This is a genomic window from Streptomyces sp. NBC_01426 (genome assembly GCF_036231985.1).
Taxonomy (GTDB): Bacteria; Actinomycetota; Actinomycetes; order Streptomycetales; family Streptomycetaceae; genus Streptomyces.
The window spans coordinates 2981887-3000191 of record NZ_CP109500.1 but is presented as its reverse complement, the minus strand read 5'-3'; the positions used below and the strand labels follow the sequence as shown (position 1 = coordinate 3000191).

The following is an 18305-nucleotide window of genomic DNA, read 5'->3' as shown; positions in this document are numbered from 1 at the left end:
ACCGTTGTCCTGGCCCGACGTGAAGAGAGCCGAGGAGCGGCAAGGTGTTCAACGACATAGGCGCACTCGAACTGGTCACGATCGTCGTGCTGGCCATTCTCGTGTTCGGCCCGGACAAACTGCCGAAGATGATCCAGGACGTGACCGGGGTGATCCGCAAGATCCGGTCGTTCTCGGACAGTGCCAAACAGGACATCCGCTCCGAACTGGGTCCGGAGTTCAAGGACTTCGAGTTCGAGGACCTCAATCCCAAGGCGTTCATCCGCAAGCAGCTGACGGAGAACGAGGACCTCAAGGACATCCGCAGCAGTTTCGACCTCCGCAAGGAGCTCAACGACGTCACCGACGCCGTGAACGGCAAGGAGCCCGCCGCGCCCGCGACCCCGTCCGCGGCCGCCGCCGCGCCCGCCGCGAGCACCGGACCCGACCTGCTGAAGAAGCCCGCCGCCCCGTCCCCCGAGCAGCGCACTCCCTTCGACGCCGACGCCACCTGAGCCGCCGCCTGCCCTGCGATCCGGAGTCGGATGGCTATCCTCCATCTGTCCGTCCGGACGCAGGACGCCCGAGGGAGGGGGTCCCCCCAGCGAGTCGAGGGGGAGGGCCGTTCCGGACCCCAGGGAACGAGAGGCCGCCCAGATGGAGACGACGAGCAGTAGCCGGGTAGGCACACAGCCTGCCGAAATCCCCGCCGAGGTGCCCGCGGACGACCCGCAGGCACAGCAGGACCCGCAACAGAGCCCCGCGGCCGCCCAGGAGGGCGCCGGCCCCGCCCCTGCGGCCCGTCGGGCGGCGCAGGGGTACCTGCGGGCCGACTTCCCCTGGTACGGCCTGGACGGGGCCTTCACCGGCCCCCGCTGGCTGATGCAGGTCGGCACCGCCGCGGACGGGACCGTGGAGCACGGTTCCACCGGCCACGGCGACGAGCCCTCCGTGCGCGGGGAGATCGCCACCGGCGAGAAGGAACGCTTCGCGGTGGTGATCACCGTCGCCAGCAACCCGCTCCGCCGCAGCGCCGACGGAACCGGCGTCCTGGAGGCCACCTCGGTCTCCTCGGCCGCCTGGCTGGCCGGCTCGGGCCTGCTGGCCTACAGCTGGCCCGGCCAGATGGACCACAGCCTGCGCGACGACTGGCTCGACCAGCAGACCGAGGCGGCCTGGGAACTCGCGGACGACCTCGACGGCGAGGACTGGTCGACGCTGTCCCTGCCGGTGGACGGGGAGCCGACGCCGTTCCACTACCGCGAGTCGGAGTTCGGCTGGGTGCTCGCCGGCTCCCGGGGCGGGGTGCACCTGGGCGCGTACGGGCGCGGCATGAGCGCGTACGGGCTCGGTTTCTCGGTGATCGGGGACCTGGACGCCTACCGGTAGCCACCGGGCGGCCGCGCGGCCACGCAGGGCCCAGGAAAACGGGGGAGGGCACCGCCGATCGGCGGTGCCCTCCCCCGTTTCGTGCTCCTGGGCGAGGCCTAGAACTTGTTGCGTGGGGTGATCCCCAGCGACATGCCCGAGAGGCCGCGGGCCCGCCCGCCGAGCTTGCCGGCGATGGCGCGCAGGGCCGCGCCGGCGGGGGAGTCGGGGTCGGACAGGACGACGGGCGTGCCGTCGTCGCCGCCCTCGCGCAGCCGGACGTCGATCGGGATCGAACCCAGTACCGGCACCGAGGCGCCGACCGTCTTCGTCAGCCCGTCGGCGACCTTCTGCCCACCGCCCGAGCCGAAGACGTCCACCATCTCGTCGCAGTGCGGGCACGGCAGGCCCGACATGTTCTCGACGACACCGACGATCTTCTGGTGGGTCTGCACGGCGATCGAACCGGCCCGCTCGGCCACCTCGGCGGCGGCCTGCTGCGGGGTGGTCACCACGAGGATCTCGGCGTTCGGCACCAGCTGGGCCACCGAGATCGCGATGTCGCCGGTGCCCGGCGGCAGGTCGAGCAGCAGGACGTCCAGGTCACCCCAGAACACGTCCGCCAGGAACTGCTGGAGCGCGCGGTGCAGCATCGGACCGCGCCAGACCACCGGCGCGTTGCCCGGGGTGAACATGCCGATGGAGATCACCTTCACGCCGTGCGCGGAGGGCGGCATGATCATGTTCTCGACCTGGGTGGGGCGCCCGTCCACGCCGAGCATGCGCGGCACGCTGTGGCCGTAGATGTCCGCGTCGACCACGCCGACCTTCAGGCCGTCCGCCGCCATCGCCGCGGCGAGGTTCACCGTCACCGAGGACTTGCCGACGCCGCCCTTGCCGGACGCGACCGCGTACACACGGGTCAGCGAGCCCGGCTTGGCGAAGGGCACCTCGCGCTCGGCGGTGCCGCCGCGCAGGGTGTTCGCCAGGTCCTTGCGCTGCTCGTCGCTCATCACGTCGAGGGTGACGGCGACGGAGGTGACGCCGGGGACGCGTTCGACGGCCTCGGTGACGTTCTTGGTGATGGTCTCGCGCATGGGGCAGCCCGACACCGTCAGGTAGACGGTGACGGCGACCGCGCCGCCGTCGCCGATCTCCACCGATTTGACCATGCCGAGCTCGGTGATCGGCCGGTGGATCTCGGGGTCGTTCACCGTCGCCAGCGCGTCCAGGATCGCGTCCTGCTCGGGCACGGCGGCGTCGGCGGAGCTTGTGTCGGTAGCCATGACCCGATGGTACGGCTCGCCGGCACGCCGCCGGTAAGCCCGTCAGCGGTCGCCTTCGTCACGTTCGGGGGCCAACAGCCGCCGTTCGTCCATCTCCTTGATCAGGTCCTGGAACTCCGACCTGATCCAGTCGCGCGTGGCGACCTCGCCCAGGCCCATGCGCAGCGAGGCGATCTCCCGCGTCAGGTACTCGGTGTCGGCGATGGACCGCTCGTTCTGCTTGCGGTCCTGCTCCAGGTTGACCCGGTCCCGGTCGTCCTGCCGGTTCTGGGCGAGCAGGATCAACGGGGCCGCGTACGAGGCCTGGAGCGACAGCATCAGCGTCAGGAAGATGAACGGGTACTCGTCCCACCGCAGGTGCACGGGCGCGAAGATGTTCCACAGCACCCAGGCGATGATGACGATCGTCATCCAGACGATGAACCGGCCCGTGCCCAGGAACCGCGCCACCTTCTCCGACAGCCGCCCGAAGGCCTCCGGGTCGTACTCGGGCAACAGTCGGCGGCGCGCCGCCCGCGGCTGGTCCAGACGGACGCGCGAACGCGTCAGCGCGCTCGACCCGGACGGGGCGCTTCCCTTGGACCGGTCGGCGGAACGTTCCGGTCGGTCGGCCCGCAGCCGCTCCGCGGCCTCCTCCAGCCGGTCCGGCAGGCCCTCGCGGGCATGGTCGCGCCGCTCCCGCCGCTGCTTGCGCGCGGCATCGCCGCGCGGGGCGCCGCCGCCGCGGCCCCGATCGCCACGCCCCCGCTCAGTGGCCACTCACGGCCTCCTCGGAATGGAAGTCCGTCTCCCGCCAGTCGTCCGGCAGCAGGTGGTCGAGCACGTCGTCGACGGTCACCGCGCCCAGCAGCGAGCCGCTCTCGTCGACCACGGGCACCGCGACCATGTTGTAGGCGGCCAGGTAGCTGGTCACCACCGGCAGCGAGGCGTCCGGCCGCAGCGGCGGCAGGTCGGTGTCCACGATCGAGCTGACCAGGGTGAACGGCGGATCGCGCAGCAGCCGCTGGAAGTGCACCGTCCCCAGGTACTTGCCCGTCGGCGTCTCGTCCGGCGGCCGGCACACGTACACCTGCGCCGCCAGCGCCGGCGACAGGTCCGACTGCCGTACCCGGGCCAGCGCGTCGGCGACCGTGGCGTCCGGGCGCAGCACGATCGGCTCCGTGGTCATCAGACCGCCCGCCGTGCGCTCCTCGTACGACATCAGACGGCGCACGTCCGCGGCGTCGTCCGGCTGCATCAGCGTCAGCAGCCGTTCCTTGTCGTCCTCGGGCAGCTCGGACAGCAGGTCGGCCGCGTCGTCGGGGTCCATCGCCTCCAGGACGTCGGCCGCGCGCTCCTCCTTCAGCTTGCCGAGGATCTCCACCTGGTCGTCCTCGGGCAGCTCCTCCATGACGTCCGCGAGCCGGTCGTCGTCGAGGGCGCTGGCGACCTCGGCGCGCCGCTTCGGCGTCAGGTGGTGCAGCACGTTCGCCAGGTCGGCCGGTCGCATCTGCTCGAAGGTCGCCACCAGGCTCTCGGCGCCCTGCCCGTGCTCCTCCAACGAGAACCCGCTCACCGCGGACCACTCCACCGTGAGGGTCTCGCCGCGCCGGCGCAGCGCGCCCGCCTTGCCCTTGCGCACGAAGATCCGGTCGATCTCCCAGTCCCGGCGGGCGGGCAACTGCTGGACGGCCACGTCCAGGACGGTGACCTCCTCGCCGGTCGCGGTCAGCCGCACGCGCCGGTCGAGGAGCTCGCCGAGGACCAGCCGCTCGGTGGGGCGCTGCTCGAAGCGCCGCATGTTGACGACACCGGTGGTGATGACCTGCCCGGACTCCACGCCCGTCACCCGGGTCATCGGCAGGAAGATGCGCCGCCGGCTGACCACCTCGACGACCAGGCCCAGCAGCCGCGGCGGGCGACCGCCGACGCGCAGCATGGCGACGATGTCGCGGACGCGGCCGACCTGATCGCCGTTGGGATCGAAGACGGGCACACCCGACAGATGCGAGACGAAGATCCGCGGGGCGCCTGCAGCCATCCGAGCGCCTCCTAGAGCGTGAACCAACCGTCGATCAAGAGTCGTGCCGAGCCTCAGGCTAGCCCGTGCCGCCGGAAAGCGTCCTGGTGGGGCCGCCCGGCCGGGGGTGGCGCAGCCGTCCGAGCCGTGCGGGGGGCCGCCCCGCGGGGCCCCCGCACCCCTCTCGGGACGCGGGCGCGGGCCGCGAGGGGTGGGCGGGTACGCTGCCTGTCGCCCCCAGAGGAACCACCGAGAGGCACCCGCCCGTGACCGCCAACCTCCCTGTCGCACGGCTGCGCCGGGCCGCCGTCGCCGGCGTCCTGTGCGCGGGCCTCGCCGTCTCCGCAACGGGCTGCGGCGGCGGCAGCGGCGAGGATCCCGACAAGGGCACCAACGGGGTCGGCAAGCTCTCCGCCGACAAGATCGAGGCGCAGGCGCGGACGGCGGCGACCGCGGCCTCCTCGGTGCACCTGTCCGGCACCCTGGTCAGCGGCGGCAAGTCCTTCACGCTCGACATGCGCCTGAAGTCCGACGGCGGCACCGGCGAGGTGAAGTCCCAGGAGGACACCTTCCAACTGCTGCGCGTCGGGGAGCAGCTCTACCTGAAGGCCAGCGCCGCCTTCTGGGGCGAGTCCGACTCGGCCGGCAAGCTCGGCGACAAGTTCGTGAAGGTGCCCGAGAGCGACCCCACCTACAAGCAGTTCCGCGGCTTCACGGACATGGGCGTCCTCCTCGACGGACTGCTCGGCCTCGACGGCAAGCTCACCAAGAGCCCGTACAGCAAGGTCGGGCAGGCCCGCGTGGTGCCGCTCCTGGCCGACGGGGGCAAGGGCGGCCGCCTCTCGGTGTCCCTCGACGGCACCCCCTACCCGCTGCTCATGGAGCGCGCGGGCGGCGCCGGCCGGGTGGAGCTCGCGGACTGGGGCCAGACCTTCCCGCTGGATCCCCCCGCGAAGGACCAGACCGTCGACTACGGGTCCCAGCTGCCCACGACCAGGAACCAGGGCGGCGTCAAGCCGAGCCCGAGCGGCAGCTCGGGCCAGGGCTCGAACCCCGGCGGCTGACCGGCCGCGGACCCGCGGCTCACCCTCGGCGTGCCGTCACGGCCCGAGGTTCAGCGCGCGGCCTTGCGCCGCTTCAGCAGCAGCTTCGGCAGCCCCGCCGGGATGGCCCGGCGGGTCGTCGCGGGCGAGGGCAGCGGGGCCGCGGCCAGCGACCCGGCCGGCAGCGCGTCCCGTACGGCCTCGGGCTCCAGGCGCAGCAGCCGGCACTCCCGCGCCCACCGCTCCGTCATCAGCTCGGAGTCGGGGGCGTTCAGCCGCTTGCCCTTCAGCTCGGCCACCGCGGCCTGCCACTCCTCGCCGCGCGGCGGGAGTTCGCGCACGGTCGCCGTCCAGGCGACGAGCCGGCCGCCCTTGTCCTTGCTGCGTACGGTGACCTCGGCCGTCGAGCCGTCCGCGAGCCCGGGGAACGGCTGCTCCCCGGGTCCGTCGCCGAGCACGTGCGCGGCGCCGTCCACCCAGGCGTGCCACAGGGCTCGATCGGCCCCGGAGCCGCGGACCCAGATCAGTCCGGACTTCTTGCCGGCCTCCTCGACGAGGGCCAGATCGAACGTGCTGAGAGTCATGGGGACAGCGTAGCCGGCCGCGGTCGGTTCGCAGGGCGGTGTCCTGTCGGTCGGGCCGGGCTCCTCGGATCCGGGCCCGATCGACAGGACATCCCCTACAGCCAGCCGTGGCGTCTGAGGGCCCGGTGGATGGTGAGGCAGGTCCCGACGATGGTCACCATCACCATCGGGTAGCCGTACTTCCACTGGAGCTCCGGCATGTGGGCGAAGTTCATCCCGTACACCCCGCAGATCATCGTGGGCACGGCGATGATCGCCGCCCAGGAGGTGATCTTGCGCATGTCCTCGTTCTGGGCGACGGTCGCCTGCGCGAGGTTGGCCTGGAGGATCGAGTTCAGCAGCTCGTCGAAGCCCACGACCTGCTCGTGCACCCGCGCCAGGTGGTCCGCGACGTCGCGGAAGTACTTCTGGATGTCCGGGTCCACCAGCCGCATCGGGCGCTCGCTCAACAGCTCCATGGGCCGCAGCAGCGGGGCGACCGCCCGCTTGAACTCCAGCACCTCGCGCTTGAGCTGGTAGATGCGGCCGGCGTCGCCGCCCCGCGTGGCGCCCTTGGCGGGCGCGGCGAAGACCTCGCTCTCCACTTCGTCGATGTCGTCCTGAACGGCCGCCGCGACCGCGATGTACCCGTCGACGACGTGGTCGGCGATGGAGTGCAGCACGGCGGAAGGTCCCCGGGCCAGCAGCTCGGGATCGTCCTGGAGGCGGTGCCGCAGGCCCTTGAGGGAGCCCTGGCCGCCGTGCCGGACGGTGATGACGAAGTCGGGGCCGGTGAAGCACATCACCTCGCCCGTCTCCACCACCTCGCTGGTCGAGGTCAGTTGGGCGTGGTCGACGTAGTGGATCGTCTTGAAGACGGTGAAGAGGGTGTCGTCGTAGCGCTCCAGCTTCGGCCGCTGGTGCGCGTGCACCGCGTCCTCCACGGCGAGCGGGTGCAGTCCGAAGATGGCGGCGATCCCCGCGAACTCGGACTCGGTCGGCTCGTGCAGGCCGATCCAGGCGAACCCGCCGTCCTCGCGGACCCGACGGATCGCCTCACGGGGCGTCAGGCATCCGGGTCCGGGTGCGCGCCGGCCGTCGCGGTACACCGCGCAGTCGACGACCGCGCTGCTCGTGGACGGGTCACGGGTGGTGTCGTAGCCGGGTTGCGCGGAGGTGGACCGGCGCAGGGCCGGACGGACGGCGGCACGGAGGTAGGGCAGCATCGACATGGCAGGCTCCTTCGCGCGCACGGCTGCGGACCGTACGGGTGGGAGACCCTCCGCGGCTGCGAGCGGGCGGGCAGGCCCCGGCAGGCGGAAGGAGGAGGACGGAGAGGACTGAGTTCTGCCGTCGCTCTTCTACTGATCGGAAGATCACAGGGGGCGGTGTGCGCCCGGCCTGACAGTGGAAGAGCGATTGGTACTGCACGATCGACTTCGATCCATTGCAGCCCCACCTCCTCCGGCCGGTCCCCCGTGGGGGACGTCCTGTCGTCCGGCCCTTGAAACAATGCTTCTGCATGCGGGCCGAACCAGCTGTCAACACTATCAGCCGACGGATGGTCAAGACCCGCCCTTTACCCGGGGGATACGAGTTCTATGCTCGCTCCATGGCAGAAATTCTGGCTCTTGTGGAGGCCCGGCTGCGGACCGCGTTCGGTGAACCCGACGCCCGCGCCGCCGTCACCTTCCTGGGCACCGATCGCATCGAGGTCCTCCGCTTCGCCGAGGGCGACCTCCTGCGGTACGCGACCCTCGGCATGTCCGCCCACCCGATGACCGACCCCACCGCCGTGGTCGCCGACCCGGTGCGCGGTCCGCGCGCCGAGCTGGTGCTGACCGTCCGAGGGGGCCTCGCCCCCACCGACCGGCTGCTGCGACCGCTCGCCGTGCTCGGCGCGTCCCCCGTCGTCGAGGGCCTGATCGTCGCCCCGGGGGCCTCGCTCGACGTGGGCGAACCGCTCTGGGAGGGGGCACCGTTCACCTCGGTGCTCGTCGCGGAACCGGGCGGGCTGGTGCCCGACCTGGAACTGGACGAGCCCATGGACCCGGTGCACTTCCTCCCCCTCCTCCCGATGACGGCGAACGAGGCCGCCTGGAAGCGGGTGCACGGCGCCGCGGCGCTCCAGGAGCGCTGGCTCGCGCGCGGCACGGATCTGCGGGACCCTCTGCGTAGCGCCGTCGCACTGGACTGAGCGCCGCCGGTAGCGGGTACGGATGGGATCCGGACGGGTGATCGCGTCTTGACGGGGCGCCGGGCGGGGAGGAGCGTGCTTCCTATGAGGGGCGAACCGAGTTGCCCGAAGTGCGGTGGCCGGGTCCGCGCACCCGGTCTTTTCGCCGACTCCTGGCAGTGCGCGGTACACGGCGCCGTCCATCCCCTGCAGCCCGTCATCCCGCCGAGCGTCGAGGGCCTGGGCGTGGTCGTCCACCGGGCGCAGGTGCCGGTCTGGATGCCGTGGCCGCTGCCGGTCGGATGGCTGTTCACCGGAGTCGCGGCCGCCGGTGACGACCGCAGCGGGGGCCGGGCCACCGCCGTGGCCTGCTCGGGCCCCGGGCCCCTGGGCGGCATCGGCGAGCTGCTGCTGATCGCCGAGGAGCTGGGCGTCGGACTCGGCGCCCGGTACGCGGGGATCGACGCGCCCGACCCTGGCCCCTACATGGACGTCTCCGGTCCGCCGCACGCCAAGGTCGTCGCCGCCGGCCGGCCGACACCGCTGTGGCACGTCACCGGCGCCCCGGACGACCGGGCCGTCTTCGCCGGCGAGGCGCGCGGATTGTGGCTGTGGGCGATCGTCTGGCCCGAACAGTCGGGGCTGCTGATGTACGACGAGCTGGTCCTGACGGATCTGCGCGACGCGGGCGCCGAGGTCGAACTCCTTCCCTGCGGCGCCCTGAGCCCCCGGATCCTCGGCCCGTCCTGACCGCCCCCGCCGTGCGGTGGGGCCGTGGGGCCCGCGGGGCTGGGTATTCTGGAGTGTCCCCCGCCCGTACGAGAACCATGGAGCACGGCTGTGCGCATCGACCTGCACGCCCACTCCACGGCATCCGACGGCACCGACACCCCCGCCGAACTGGTCCGCAACGCGGCCGTCGCCGGGCTCGACGTGGTCGCGCTGACCGACCACGACACCGTCGGGGGATACGCCGAGGCCATCGCCCACGTGCCGGCCGGCCTCACGCTCGTCACCGGGGCCGAACTCAGCTGCCGTCTCGACGGCGTCGGCATGCACATGCTCGCGTACCTCTTCGATCCCGAGGAGCCCGGGTTCGCCCGTGAGCGGGAGCTGGTCCGCGACGACCGCACCCCCCGCGCGCAGGCCATGGTCGGCAAGCTGCGGGACCTCGGCGTGGACATCACCTGGGAGCAGGTCGCCCGCATCGCGGGCGCCGGCTCCGTGGGCCGTCCGCACATCGCCACCGCCATGGTGGACCTGGGCGTCGTGCCCACCGTGTCCGACGCGTTCACCGCGGACTGGCTCGCCGACGGCGGCCGCGCCTACGCCGGCAAGCACGAACTCGACCCCTTCGACGCCGTCCGCCTCGTCAAGGCGGCCGGCGGGGTCACCGTCTTCGCGCACCCCGCCGCGGTCAAGCGCGGGCAGGTCGTCCCCGAGGCCGCGATCGCGGCCCTGGCGGCCGCCGGGCTGGACGGCATCGAGGTGGACCACATGGACCACGACGCGGACACCCGGGCCCGGCTGCGTGCACTGGCCGCGGACCTGGGCCTGCTGATCACCGGTTCCAGCGACTACCACGGCACCCGCAAGTCCTGTCGCCTCGGCGAGTACACCACCGACCCCGAGATCTACGGCGAGATCACGCGCCGTTCCACCGGGGCGTTCCCCGTGCCCGGCGCCGGCGGACCGCTCGCGTAACGAGGACCCGTTCCTCGCCCGCCCCGCCCTCTCTTCGCTTCACCCCTCTCTCCTGCAAGGCATCACTGTGTTTGATTTCGCCGTCTTCGGATCCCTTTTTCTCACCCTTTTTGTGATTATGGACCCCCCGGGGATCACGCCGATCTTCCTCGCCCTGACCTCCGGGCGGCCCTCGAAGGTGCAGCGCCGCATGGCCTGGCAGGCCGTCTGCGTGGCCTTCGGCGTCATCGCCGTCTTCGGTCTCTGCGGCCAGCAGATCCTGGACTACCTGCACGTGTCCGTGCCGGCGCTGATGATCGCCGGTGGTCTGTTGCTCCTGCTCATCGCCCTGGACCTGCTCACCGGCAAGACCGACGAGCCCAAGCAGACCAAGGACGTGAACGTCGCCCTCGTCCCGCTCGGCATGCCCCTGCTGGCCGGGCCGGGCGCGATCGTGTCGGTCATCCTCGCCGTGCAGAAGGCGGACGGCGTCAGCGGTCAGGTCTCCGTCTGGGCGGCGATCATCGCCATGCACGTCGTCCTGTGGATCACCATGCGCTACTCGCTGGTGATCATCCGGGTGATCAAGGACGGCGGCGTCGTCCTGGTGACGCGGCTCGCCGGCATGATGCTCTCCGCCATCGCCGTCCAGCAGATCATCAACGGCGTCCTCCAGGTCGTGCACACCTCCTGATCCCGTCCGCGCGGACGAGGCCCCGACACCACGGCGGCCGGCCCCGGCGACACACATGCGAATGCCCCGCACCGGATCGGTGCGGGGCATCGGTGTCCATGCACGCGGCGGCCGTCAGGCGGCTCGCGTCAGGTGGGTCAGGAGGACGCCGTCTCGGTCGGTCGGATCAGAATGCGTTGGCCGACAGACGCGGCCTGCTGCACGATCCGGTTGACGGAGGCCGCGTCCACGACGGTCCTGTCCACGGCGGATCCGTCGACATCGTCCAGGCGCAGAATCTCGAAGCGCACGGGCTTCTCCCTTCGTCGGTGTTCTCCTTGCACAGGGTTAACGAAGTGTAAGCGGCAAACATTCCCTACGCTAAGGAAATTTTTTCACTGGCTAACTATCAGGGCGTGTCCGCGCTCCAGAAGTCGGCCAGCGCATCGGCCGTGACCTGCGGATTCTCGGCGTTGGGGGAGTGTTCCGCGCCCTTCACGATCACCCGGGACGCACCCAGTCGTTCCGCCATGGCGTCCATCAGCGGCACCGGCCACGCGTCGTCCACGACACCCGACAGCACCAGCATGCGCAGCGGCACCGCCGCCAGCTCGGCCACCCGGTCCGGCTCCGAGATCAGCACCCGACCGGCGGCGATCAGCTGCTCCGGTTCGGTCGCCACCCACCGCCGGCGCAGGAACTCCGTCAGCTCGGGGGAATCGGCCGGGGCGTCCGCCGGATCCTGGGCCCGCATCGCCGTCCACACGACCGACATGCACTCCGCGGGCGTCACCCCCCGCAGCGACTCCAGAGCCGCCACCAGCAACGTCGTACGCTCCTGCTGGGCCGGTGAGATCGCCGCCGGACCGCTGCTCATCAAGGTCAGGGAGGCGAAGGGGGCGTGGTCGCGCAGCACGGCGGCCCGGGCGATCAGACCGCCCAGCGAATGACCCACCAGGTGGACCGGGCCCCCGTCGTCGCCGGACACGGCCGCCGCCTGGGCGAGCACGTCCCCGGCCAGTTCCTCCAGCGCGTACACGGACTCCTCGCGCGGGCCGGGGCTCTCGTGCTGACCGCGCCCGTCGACCGCGACCACCCGGAAGCCGGCGCCGGCCAGCGGCTCCAGCAGCCCGATGAAGTCCTCCTTGCTCCCCGTGTACCCGGGAACCAGCAGGGCGGTGCCGCGCAGCGGCTCACCCGCCTCGTGCACGGCGAACGCGCCGCGCGCGGTCGTCAGGCGGTACGCACGGGCCGCGGGCGGCAGGGTGAGGCGCGGTGGCTTGCTCATGGGCCCGAGGTTACCGGCCCGTACGCCCGGACACGAGGACGGCCCCGACCCCCTCGAAGGGGGTCGGGGCCGTCCTCGTACGGCGGGTGGCTCAGGCCTCGGGGGTCTGCGCCACGGCCTTGCGGGTACGCGTGCGCTTCGGCTTGACCGGCGCCTCCTCGGCGTCGACCACGGCCTCCGAGGCCTCCGGGGCGACCGCGGTGGCCTTGCGGGCACGGGTGCGCTTCGGCTTCACCGGGGCCTCCTCGGCCTCGGCGGCGACCTCGGCGACCGGAGCGGGCTCCGCCACCTTGCGAGTGCGGGTCCGGCGCACCTTGACCGGGGCCTCCTCGACCGCGGTGGCCACGACCACCGGAGCCTCGACGGCGGCGGCCTGGGCGGCGATCGCCACGGCCTCGGCGACCGGGGCCGCCGCGACCTTGCGCGGCCGGGTACGGCGCGCCTTGACCGGGGGCTCCACGAGCGGAGCCATCTGGAAGTCGGGCTCCGGGGCCGGCGCCTCGACGACCGGGGCGGCCACCGCGGCGGACTCGACCACGGCGGCCGGGGCCGACGCACGGGTCCGACGACGGCGCGGCCTGCGCGACTCCTCGACGGCCGGCGCCTCGGGCGCCTCGGCGACCGGGGTCACGGCGGTCACCGCGGCGGCCACGGACACGGCCTCGGCGGCCTGCTCGCTGCCACCGCGGGTCCGACGCCGCTGACGCGGGGTACGGGTCCGGGCGGGACGCTCCTCGGCCACCGGGGCGGCGGCGGCAGCAGCGCCGCGACCGCCACGGCCACCGCGGCCGCCGGTCTCGCCCAGGTCTTCGAGGTTCTCGGCCTTCAGGCCGGCCCGCACGCGCTCGGCGCGCGGCAGGGTGCCCTTGGTCCCGGCCGGGATGTTCATCTCCTCGAACAGGTGCGGAGACGTGGAGTACGTCTCGACCGGGTCGTGGAAGTCCAGCTCCAGCGCCTTGTTGATCAGCTGCCAGCGCGGGATGTCGTCCCAGTCGACCAGCGTGACGGCGATGCCCTTGTTGCCCGCGCGGCCGGTGCGGCCCACACGGTGCAGGAAGGTCTTCTCGTCCTCCGGCGCCTGGTAGTTGATGACGTGCGTCACACCCTCGACGTCGATGCCGCGCGCGGCGACGTCGGTGCACACCAGCACGTCGACCTTGCCGTTGCGGAACGCGCGCAGGGCCTGCTCGCGCGCACCCTGGCCCAGGTCGCCGTGGACGGCGCCGGACGCGAATCCGCGCTTCTCCAGCTGCTCGGCGATGTCGGCCGCCGTGCGCTTCGTACGGCAGAAGATCATGGCCAGGCCGCGGCCCTCGGCCTGCAGGATGCGGGAGACGAGCTCCGGCTTGTCCATGTTGTGCGCACGGAAGACGTGCTGCTTGATGTTGGCGACGGTCACGCCCTCGCCCTCGGGGGACGTGGCGCGGATGTGCGTCGGCTGCGTCATGTACCGGCGGGCCAGTCCGATGACCGCGCCCGGCATGGTCGCCGAGAACAGCATGGTCTGACGCTTCGGCGGCAGGTAGTTGATGATCCTCTCGACGTCGGGCAGGAAGCCGAGGTCGAGCATCTCGTCGGCCTCGTCGAGGACGAGGGCCTTGACGTGGGAGAGGTCGAGCTTCTTCTGCCCGGCCAGGTCCAGCAGGCGGCCCGGGGTGCCGACGATCACGTCGACACCCTTCTTGAGCGCCTCGACCTGGGGCTCGTACGCGCGGCCGCCGTATATGGCGAGGACGCGCACGTTGCGGACCTTGCCCGCGGTCAGGAGGTCGTTGGTGACCTGGGTGCACAGCTCGCGGGTCGGAACCACCACGAGGGCCTGGGGGGCGTCGGTGAGCTGCGCGGGCGTCGCCCGGCCGGCCTCGACGTCCGCGGGGACGACGACCCGCTCCAGCAGCGGGAGGCCGAAACCGAGCGTCTTGCCGGTACCGGTCTTCGCCTGGCCGATGACGTCCGTGCCGGAAAGGGCGACGGGGAGGGTCATTTCCTGGATCGGGAAGGGGGACACGATGCCGACGGCCTCAAGGGCCTCGGCCGTCTCGGGGAGGATCCCGAGGTCTCGGAACGTAGTCAGGGTGCTGCCTCTTCTGTGAGACGCGGCGCGAGGCGGCGATGGGGGTCGTACCGTGCCGGGCTTGCAGTACTACGACGTACGTACAAAGCTGCGCGGGACCACTAGCCTTCGCTCAAGCGCTTCTGCCGCTGAGGGGGCCCCTCGTGCAGGCGGTACGCATGAACGCACACACCACACCGAGGGCGGTCGGGTTGGAGCCGATCGGGCCACCGACCGGGCATCCTCATTCGGACGGCCCGCCGAGATTCGGCAGGCGCATTACCACTGTACCCCGGATTCGCGCAGGTGTGTTGGGTGAATTCACCTGGTAGTCGCGTTTAAGCGGAGTGTCGATGGCCATAGGTCGTGCCTTGACCGGGCATTGAGCGGGCTATTGTGCGGAGCATGTCGACCGTAGAAAACGCATCTCCCGCCGACGACAGCACGCCCGTCGAGGCGCTCGGAATCGCCGCCCAGGACTGGACCACGGCCTCCGCCTCGCCGCAGTACCGGGCCGCCGTCGAGGACCTCCTCGGCGCACTGGCGTACGGAGAGCTCGCCGCGTTCGAGCGCCTCGCCGAGGACGCGAAGCTCGCGCCCACCCTCGGCGACAAGGCCGAGCTGGCGAAGATGGCCTCCGCCGAGTTCCACCACTTCGAGCGGCTGCGCGACCGGCTCGCGGCGATCGACGTCGACCCCACCGCGGCGATGGAGCCCTTCGCGAAGGGCGTGGACGACTTCCACCGCCAGACCGCCCCCTCCGACTGGCTGGAAGGCCTGGTCAAGGCGTACGTCGGCGATTCCATCGCCAGTGACTTCTACCGCGAGGTCGCCACCCACCTCGACACCGACACCCGCGCCCTCGTCGTCGGCGTGCTCGACGACACGGGCCACGGCGGCTTCGCCGTCGAGAAGGTGCGCGCGGCGATCGAGGCCGACCCCCGCTGCGGCGGCCGGCTCGCCCTGTGGGCCCGTCGCCTGATGGGCGAGGCGCTCTCGCAGGCCCAGCGCGTGGTCGCGGAACGCGACGCGCTCTCCACGATGCTGGTCGGCGGCGTCGACGGGATGGCGGCCGGATTCGACCTGGCGGCCGTGGGTGAGATGTTCACCCGGATCACCAAGGCGCACACCAAGCGGATGGCGGCCCTCGGCCTCGCGGCCTGACCCCCCGCGGCCTGAGCCCCACGCGGTCATGGGCGGCCCCGGTACGGAAGCATTCCGTGCCGGGGCCGACTCGTGTCAGGGGACGGGCGGGGGCGGTGGACGGTCCCGTTCAGCCCCGGGAGGGGAGCGAAAACGGAGGGCGTCGGTGCGTCCGGCCGGAGCCCGAGGCGGGGCGCAGCAGGAGCGAGAGCACGACCGCCGACACCAGGGTCCCGCCGATCAGCGTCGCCACCAGGGTGTTGTGACCCGGTCCGAGCGACATGTGCGTGAGGTAGGCGCCGAACAGCGCTCCCACGACACCGCTCACCAGGACCACCCTCGGGGACGGCAGCCGCTTCGCGAATCTGCGCACGGCGGCCCCGGACAGGGCGAGGCCCAACAGAGCGGAGCCGAGCGCTTCCATCAGCAGCATGAGGTCCCTTTCCGTACGTCGGGGCGTATTCGGGTTGCAGTACTGCGCTCCTACCCGAAGCGGAACAAAGAGAAACGACCCGGCGGAATCAACCGCCGGGTCGTTTTCCTCCTTTGAGGGAGGTTCAGTTCTCCGTGCCTCAGAGCGCTCCGAAGCCGACCTTGCGCGCACTCGGCTCGCCCAGGTCCACGTACGCCAGGCGGTCGGACGGCACCAGGACCTTGCGGCCCTTGATGTCGGTGAGGCTCAGCAGCGGCGCAGTGCCGGTCAGGGCGGCGGCCACGACGCCCTCCAGCTCCTCCGCGCTCAGGTCGCTCTCCAGCACGATCTCCCGGGGTGCGTGCTGCACGCCGATCTTGACCTCCACGGCTTTGTCCCTCCGACGATCCGGTTCGCGCGATCAGCCGCGCCGTACCCGGTCCACATTAGCCCGGAGAGGGGACGCGATCGGCCCGAGGCGGACACGCTGGCAGCGAACAGCCGCCGGCCGCCCCGGACGTGCGGGTCAGCCCTCCGTGCCGTGCAGCGGGAAGCCCGCGATACCGCGCCAGGCGAGCGAGGTCAGCAGGCCGACCGCAGTGTCCCGGGCCACCGGGCTCTCGCTCGACAGCCAGTACCGGGCCACGACCTGCGAGACGCCGCCCAGGCCCACGGCCAGCAGCATCGACTCGTCCTTGGACAGGCCGGTGTCCTCCGCGATGACCTCCGAGATGGCCTCCGCGCACTGGAGCGACACCCGGTCGACGCGCTCGCGCACGGCGGGCTCGTTCGTCAGGTCCGACTCGAAGACCAGGCGGAAGGCGCCACCCTCGTCCTGGACGTACGCGAAGTAGGCGTCCATCGTCGCGGCCACGCGCAGCTTGTTGTCCGTGGTCGAGGCGAGCGCCGTGCGGACCGCGGACAACAGGGACTCGCAGTGCTGGTCCAACAGCGCGAGGTAAAGGTCGAGCTTCCCGGGGAAGTGCTGGTAGAGCACCGGCTTGCTGACCCCGGCGCGCTCCGCGATGTCGTCCATCGCCGCGGCGTGGTAACCCTGCGCGACGAAAACCTCCTGGGCCGCGCCCAGGAGCTGGTTGCGCCGGGCTCGGCGCGGCAGTCGCGTGCCCCGGGGACGCGCTGCCTCCGTCTGCTCGATGGCTGTCACGCCGCCTCCCACTTTCTCTAAGAACACAGTGCGCTCTGCGCCGCGCCGCCATCGTACTTTTCGGTAACCGGATCTGGTGGGTTCAAGCCGAGTTTTCTCGCGGTACGGACCACCCTGACCCGCTGGTCAGCGCCTTTCCGCGGCGGTCAGCGGTAGTCGTCCTCGTCGAGGGGGACCACGCGGGCCTGCTCGGCGGCGTCCCCGTCGGTCGCCTCGTCGAGGTCGGCCCCCGTGATCGGGTCGTCTTCGAGGGGCTGGAGTTCGATGTGCTGCTCCGCGGCATCCGCCTCGGGCGTCTCCGGGTCGAGGTCCTCCCGGAGCCGCTCCCGGAAGGTGTCCGGTTCGGCTGGGTCGACAGTCATCGCGCTCCCCTCGCCTTCGCTCGTACTACGAGCCTAGGAGGATCGCGACCGCGACGCCAGGTGGTCCTGTGACCGCCGACACAAGGGGGCGAGCGTGATCGTCTCGTAACATTGCCCCATGTCTTCGACCGAGCTGCCGGGTGTGCGGTCCACCGTCGAGGCGTCCTCCCAGGTGGGAGGCGTCCGGGTGGCCGAGGGAGAGCGTCTGCGCACGGAACGGCTCCCCGGCCTGGAGCTGAACGTGCGATTCCGGCCCTCCTCGAAGGAGGGACTGCCGCCCGCGCTGTTCGTGCACGGGCTCGGCGGATCCTCGCAGAACTGGTCGGCGCTGATGGAGCGTCTGGCCGACGAGGTCGACGGCGAGGCCGTCGACCTGCCCGGCTTCGGCTGGTCCCCGCCACCCGCCGACCGCGACTACTCGATCAACGGCTTCGCCCGCGCCGTCGTCCGACACCTCGACGCGGCCGGCCGCGGACCGGTGCACCTGTTCGGCAACTCGCTCGGCGGAGCCGTCTCCACCCGGGTCGCGGCCGCCCGCCCCGACCTGGTGCGCAGCCTGACGCTCGTCTCGCCCGCGCTGCCCGAACTGCGCGTGCAGCGCTCGGCGGTGCCGACCGCCCTGCTGGCCATGCCGGGCATGGCGCCCCTGCTGCTGCGCCTCACCAGGGGGTTGACCGCCGAACAGCGCACCCGGGGGGTGACGGGCCTCTGTTACGGCGACCCCTCACGGGTGACACCGGAGGGTTTCGAGGCGGCCGTCGAGGAGATGGCGCGCCGCATGGCGCTCCCGTACTTCTGGGAGGCGATGACCCGTTCGTCGCGCGGGATCGTCGACGCGTACACCCTCGGCGGGCAGCACGGGTTGTGGCGACAGGCCCAACGCGTGCTCGCGCCCACGCTGTTGGTCTACGGTGGCCGGGACCAGTTGGTCTCGTACCGAATGGCGCGCAAGGCGGCCGCGGCCTTCCGGGGTTCGCGGCTGGTGTGTCTGCCGGAGGCGGGTCACGTGGCGATGATGGAGTATCCCGAGGTGGTCGCGGCCGCTTTCCGGGAGTTGTTGCGAGACGCACAAGAACCGACACACGGCGAAGAAGATGGTAGAGGCTGAGGCG

Annotated in this window: 21 protein-coding genes; 9 read left to right on the top strand and 12 right to left on the bottom strand. The window is 71.9% G+C overall.

Translation table 11 applies throughout. The annotated features are described in order from the left end of the window. Positions 1 to 44: 44 nt before the first annotated feature. Entirely contained in the window at positions 45 to 494 is a 450-nt protein-coding gene (locus OG906_RS12955) for a sec-independent translocase (RefSeq protein WP_329442630.1), read from the top strand. 142 nt (positions 495 to 636) lie between these two features. Beyond that, positions 637 to 1368, top strand: coding sequence for a hypothetical protein (locus tag OG906_RS12950; protein ID WP_329442629.1), 732 nt, complete (start codon positions 637 to 639; stop codon positions 1366 to 1368). A 98-nt stretch (positions 1369 to 1466) separates the two neighbouring features. Here OG906_RS12950 and OG906_RS12945 read toward each other — a convergent pair whose 3' ends face one another. The 3 genes from OG906_RS12945 to OG906_RS12935 all read right to left on the bottom strand — a co-directional run bounded on the left by OG906_RS12945 (position 1467) and on the right by OG906_RS12935 (position 4653). Then, positions 1467 to 2633 carry an Mrp/NBP35 family ATP-binding protein gene (locus OG906_RS12945; RefSeq protein ID WP_329442627.1) on the bottom strand — a complete coding sequence of 389 codons (1167 nt, stop codon included), beginning with the start codon at positions 2631 to 2633 and terminating at the stop codon, positions 1467 to 1469. Positions 2634 to 2675: 42 nt separating this feature from the next. Then, positions 2676 to 3182 (bottom strand): DUF1003 domain-containing protein, encoded by a 507-nt coding sequence (locus OG906_RS12940; protein WP_385647056.1) that lies wholly within the window; start codon positions 3180 to 3182, stop codon positions 2676 to 2678. Positions 3183 to 3381: 199 nt separating this feature from the next. Continuing rightward, the gene (locus OG906_RS12935) at positions 3382 to 4653 is read right to left on the bottom strand and encodes a magnesium transporter MgtE N-terminal domain-containing protein (RefSeq protein ID WP_267800681.1); all 1272 of its coding nucleotides are present in this window, start codon (positions 4651 to 4653) and stop codon (positions 3382 to 3384) included. Between the two features lie 245 nt (positions 4654 to 4898). On the opposite strand from OG906_RS12935, the gene OG906_RS12930 reads away from it, so the two are divergent. After that, positions 4899 to 5696 (top strand): hypothetical protein, encoded by a 798-nt coding sequence (locus OG906_RS12930; protein ID WP_267800682.1) that lies wholly within the window; start codon positions 4899 to 4901, stop codon positions 5694 to 5696. 50 nt (positions 5697 to 5746) lie between these two features. On the opposite strand, the gene OG906_RS12925 is transcribed toward OG906_RS12930, so the two are convergent. Together OG906_RS12925 and OG906_RS12920 are read right to left on the bottom strand one after the other, a co-directional pair. After that, a complete protein-coding gene (locus tag OG906_RS12925) occupies positions 5747 to 6259 on the bottom strand; it encodes a hypothetical protein (protein WP_329442625.1) in 513 nt (170 codons plus the stop codon). Positions 6260 to 6354: 95 nt separating this feature from the next. Next, positions 6355 to 7470, bottom strand: a complete 1116-nt coding sequence (locus OG906_RS12920; protein WP_329442624.1) for a magnesium and cobalt transport protein CorA — start codon at positions 7468 to 7470, stop codon at positions 6355 to 6357. A gap of 380 nt (positions 7471 to 7850) precedes the next feature. Here OG906_RS12920 and OG906_RS12915 point away from each other — a divergent pair, with 380 nt between their 5' ends. The 4 genes from OG906_RS12915 to OG906_RS12900 all read left to right on the top strand — a co-directional run bounded on the left by OG906_RS12915 (position 7851) and on the right by OG906_RS12900 (position 10791). Continuing rightward, complete coding sequence (locus tag OG906_RS12915; RefSeq protein WP_267800685.1) at positions 7851 to 8435, top strand: suppressor of fused domain protein; 585 nt, start codon at positions 7851 to 7853, stop codon at positions 8433 to 8435. Positions 8436 to 8519: 84 nt separating this feature from the next. Next, entirely contained in the window at positions 8520 to 9164 is a 645-nt protein-coding gene (locus OG906_RS12910) for a DUF6758 family protein (protein WP_267800686.1), read from the top strand. A gap of 90 nt (positions 9165 to 9254) precedes the next feature. After that, complete coding sequence (locus OG906_RS12905) at positions 9255 to 10118, top strand: PHP domain-containing protein (protein WP_329442620.1); 864 nt, start codon at positions 9255 to 9257, stop codon at positions 10116 to 10118. Positions 10119 to 10185: 67 nt separating this feature from the next. Further along, positions 10186 to 10791, top strand: coding sequence for a MarC family protein (locus OG906_RS12900; RefSeq protein ID WP_329442618.1), 606 nt, complete (start codon positions 10186 to 10188; stop codon positions 10789 to 10791). Positions 10792 to 10928: 137 nt separating this feature from the next. On the opposite strand, the gene OG906_RS12895 is transcribed toward OG906_RS12900, so the two are convergent. The 3 genes from OG906_RS12895 to OG906_RS12885 all read right to left on the bottom strand — a co-directional run bounded on the left by OG906_RS12895 (position 10929) and on the right by OG906_RS12885 (position 14042). Continuing rightward, entirely contained in the window at positions 10929 to 11081 is a 153-nt protein-coding gene (locus tag OG906_RS12895) for a hypothetical protein (RefSeq protein WP_329442616.1), read from the bottom strand. 98 nt (positions 11082 to 11179) lie between these two features. Then, positions 11180 to 12058: an alpha/beta fold hydrolase gene (locus tag OG906_RS12890; RefSeq protein WP_329442614.1), complete on the bottom strand. Its 879-nt coding sequence runs from the start codon at positions 12056 to 12058 to the stop codon at positions 11180 to 11182. A 91-nt stretch (positions 12059 to 12149) separates the two neighbouring features. Then, complete coding sequence (locus tag OG906_RS12885) at positions 12150 to 14042, bottom strand: DEAD/DEAH box helicase (protein WP_329442612.1); 1893 nt, start codon at positions 14040 to 14042, stop codon at positions 12150 to 12152. 474 nt (positions 14043 to 14516) lie between these two features. On the opposite strand from OG906_RS12885, the gene OG906_RS12880 reads away from it, so the two are divergent. Next, the gene (locus OG906_RS12880) at positions 14517 to 15275 is read left to right on the top strand and encodes a ferritin-like fold-containing protein (protein WP_329442610.1); all 759 of its coding nucleotides are present in this window, start codon (positions 14517 to 14519) and stop codon (positions 15273 to 15275) included. A gap of 109 nt (positions 15276 to 15384) precedes the next feature. On the opposite strand, the gene OG906_RS12875 is transcribed toward OG906_RS12880, so the two are convergent. The 4 genes from OG906_RS12875 to OG906_RS12860 all read right to left on the bottom strand — a co-directional run bounded on the left by OG906_RS12875 (position 15385) and on the right by OG906_RS12860 (position 17193). After that, complete coding sequence (locus OG906_RS12875; protein WP_329442608.1) at positions 15385 to 15687, bottom strand: hypothetical protein; 303 nt, start codon at positions 15685 to 15687, stop codon at positions 15385 to 15387. Between the two features lie 139 nt (positions 15688 to 15826). After that, positions 15827 to 16054 carry a DUF3107 domain-containing protein gene (locus OG906_RS12870; protein WP_267800693.1) on the bottom strand — a complete coding sequence of 76 codons (228 nt, stop codon included), beginning with the start codon at positions 16052 to 16054 and terminating at the stop codon, positions 15827 to 15829. 138 nt (positions 16055 to 16192) lie between these two features. Further along, positions 16193 to 16831 (bottom strand): TetR/AcrR family transcriptional regulator, encoded by a 639-nt coding sequence (locus OG906_RS12865; RefSeq protein ID WP_053680443.1) that lies wholly within the window; start codon positions 16829 to 16831, stop codon positions 16193 to 16195. A gap of 146 nt (positions 16832 to 16977) precedes the next feature. Then, a complete protein-coding gene (locus OG906_RS12860) occupies positions 16978 to 17193 on the bottom strand; it encodes a hypothetical protein (RefSeq protein WP_267800694.1) in 216 nt (71 codons plus the stop codon). A gap of 118 nt (positions 17194 to 17311) precedes the next feature. On the opposite strand from OG906_RS12860, the gene OG906_RS12855 reads away from it, so the two are divergent. Beyond that, complete coding sequence (locus OG906_RS12855) at positions 17312 to 18301, top strand: alpha/beta fold hydrolase (RefSeq protein ID WP_329442603.1); 990 nt, start codon at positions 17312 to 17314, stop codon at positions 18299 to 18301. Positions 18302 to 18305: the final 4 nt, after the last annotated feature.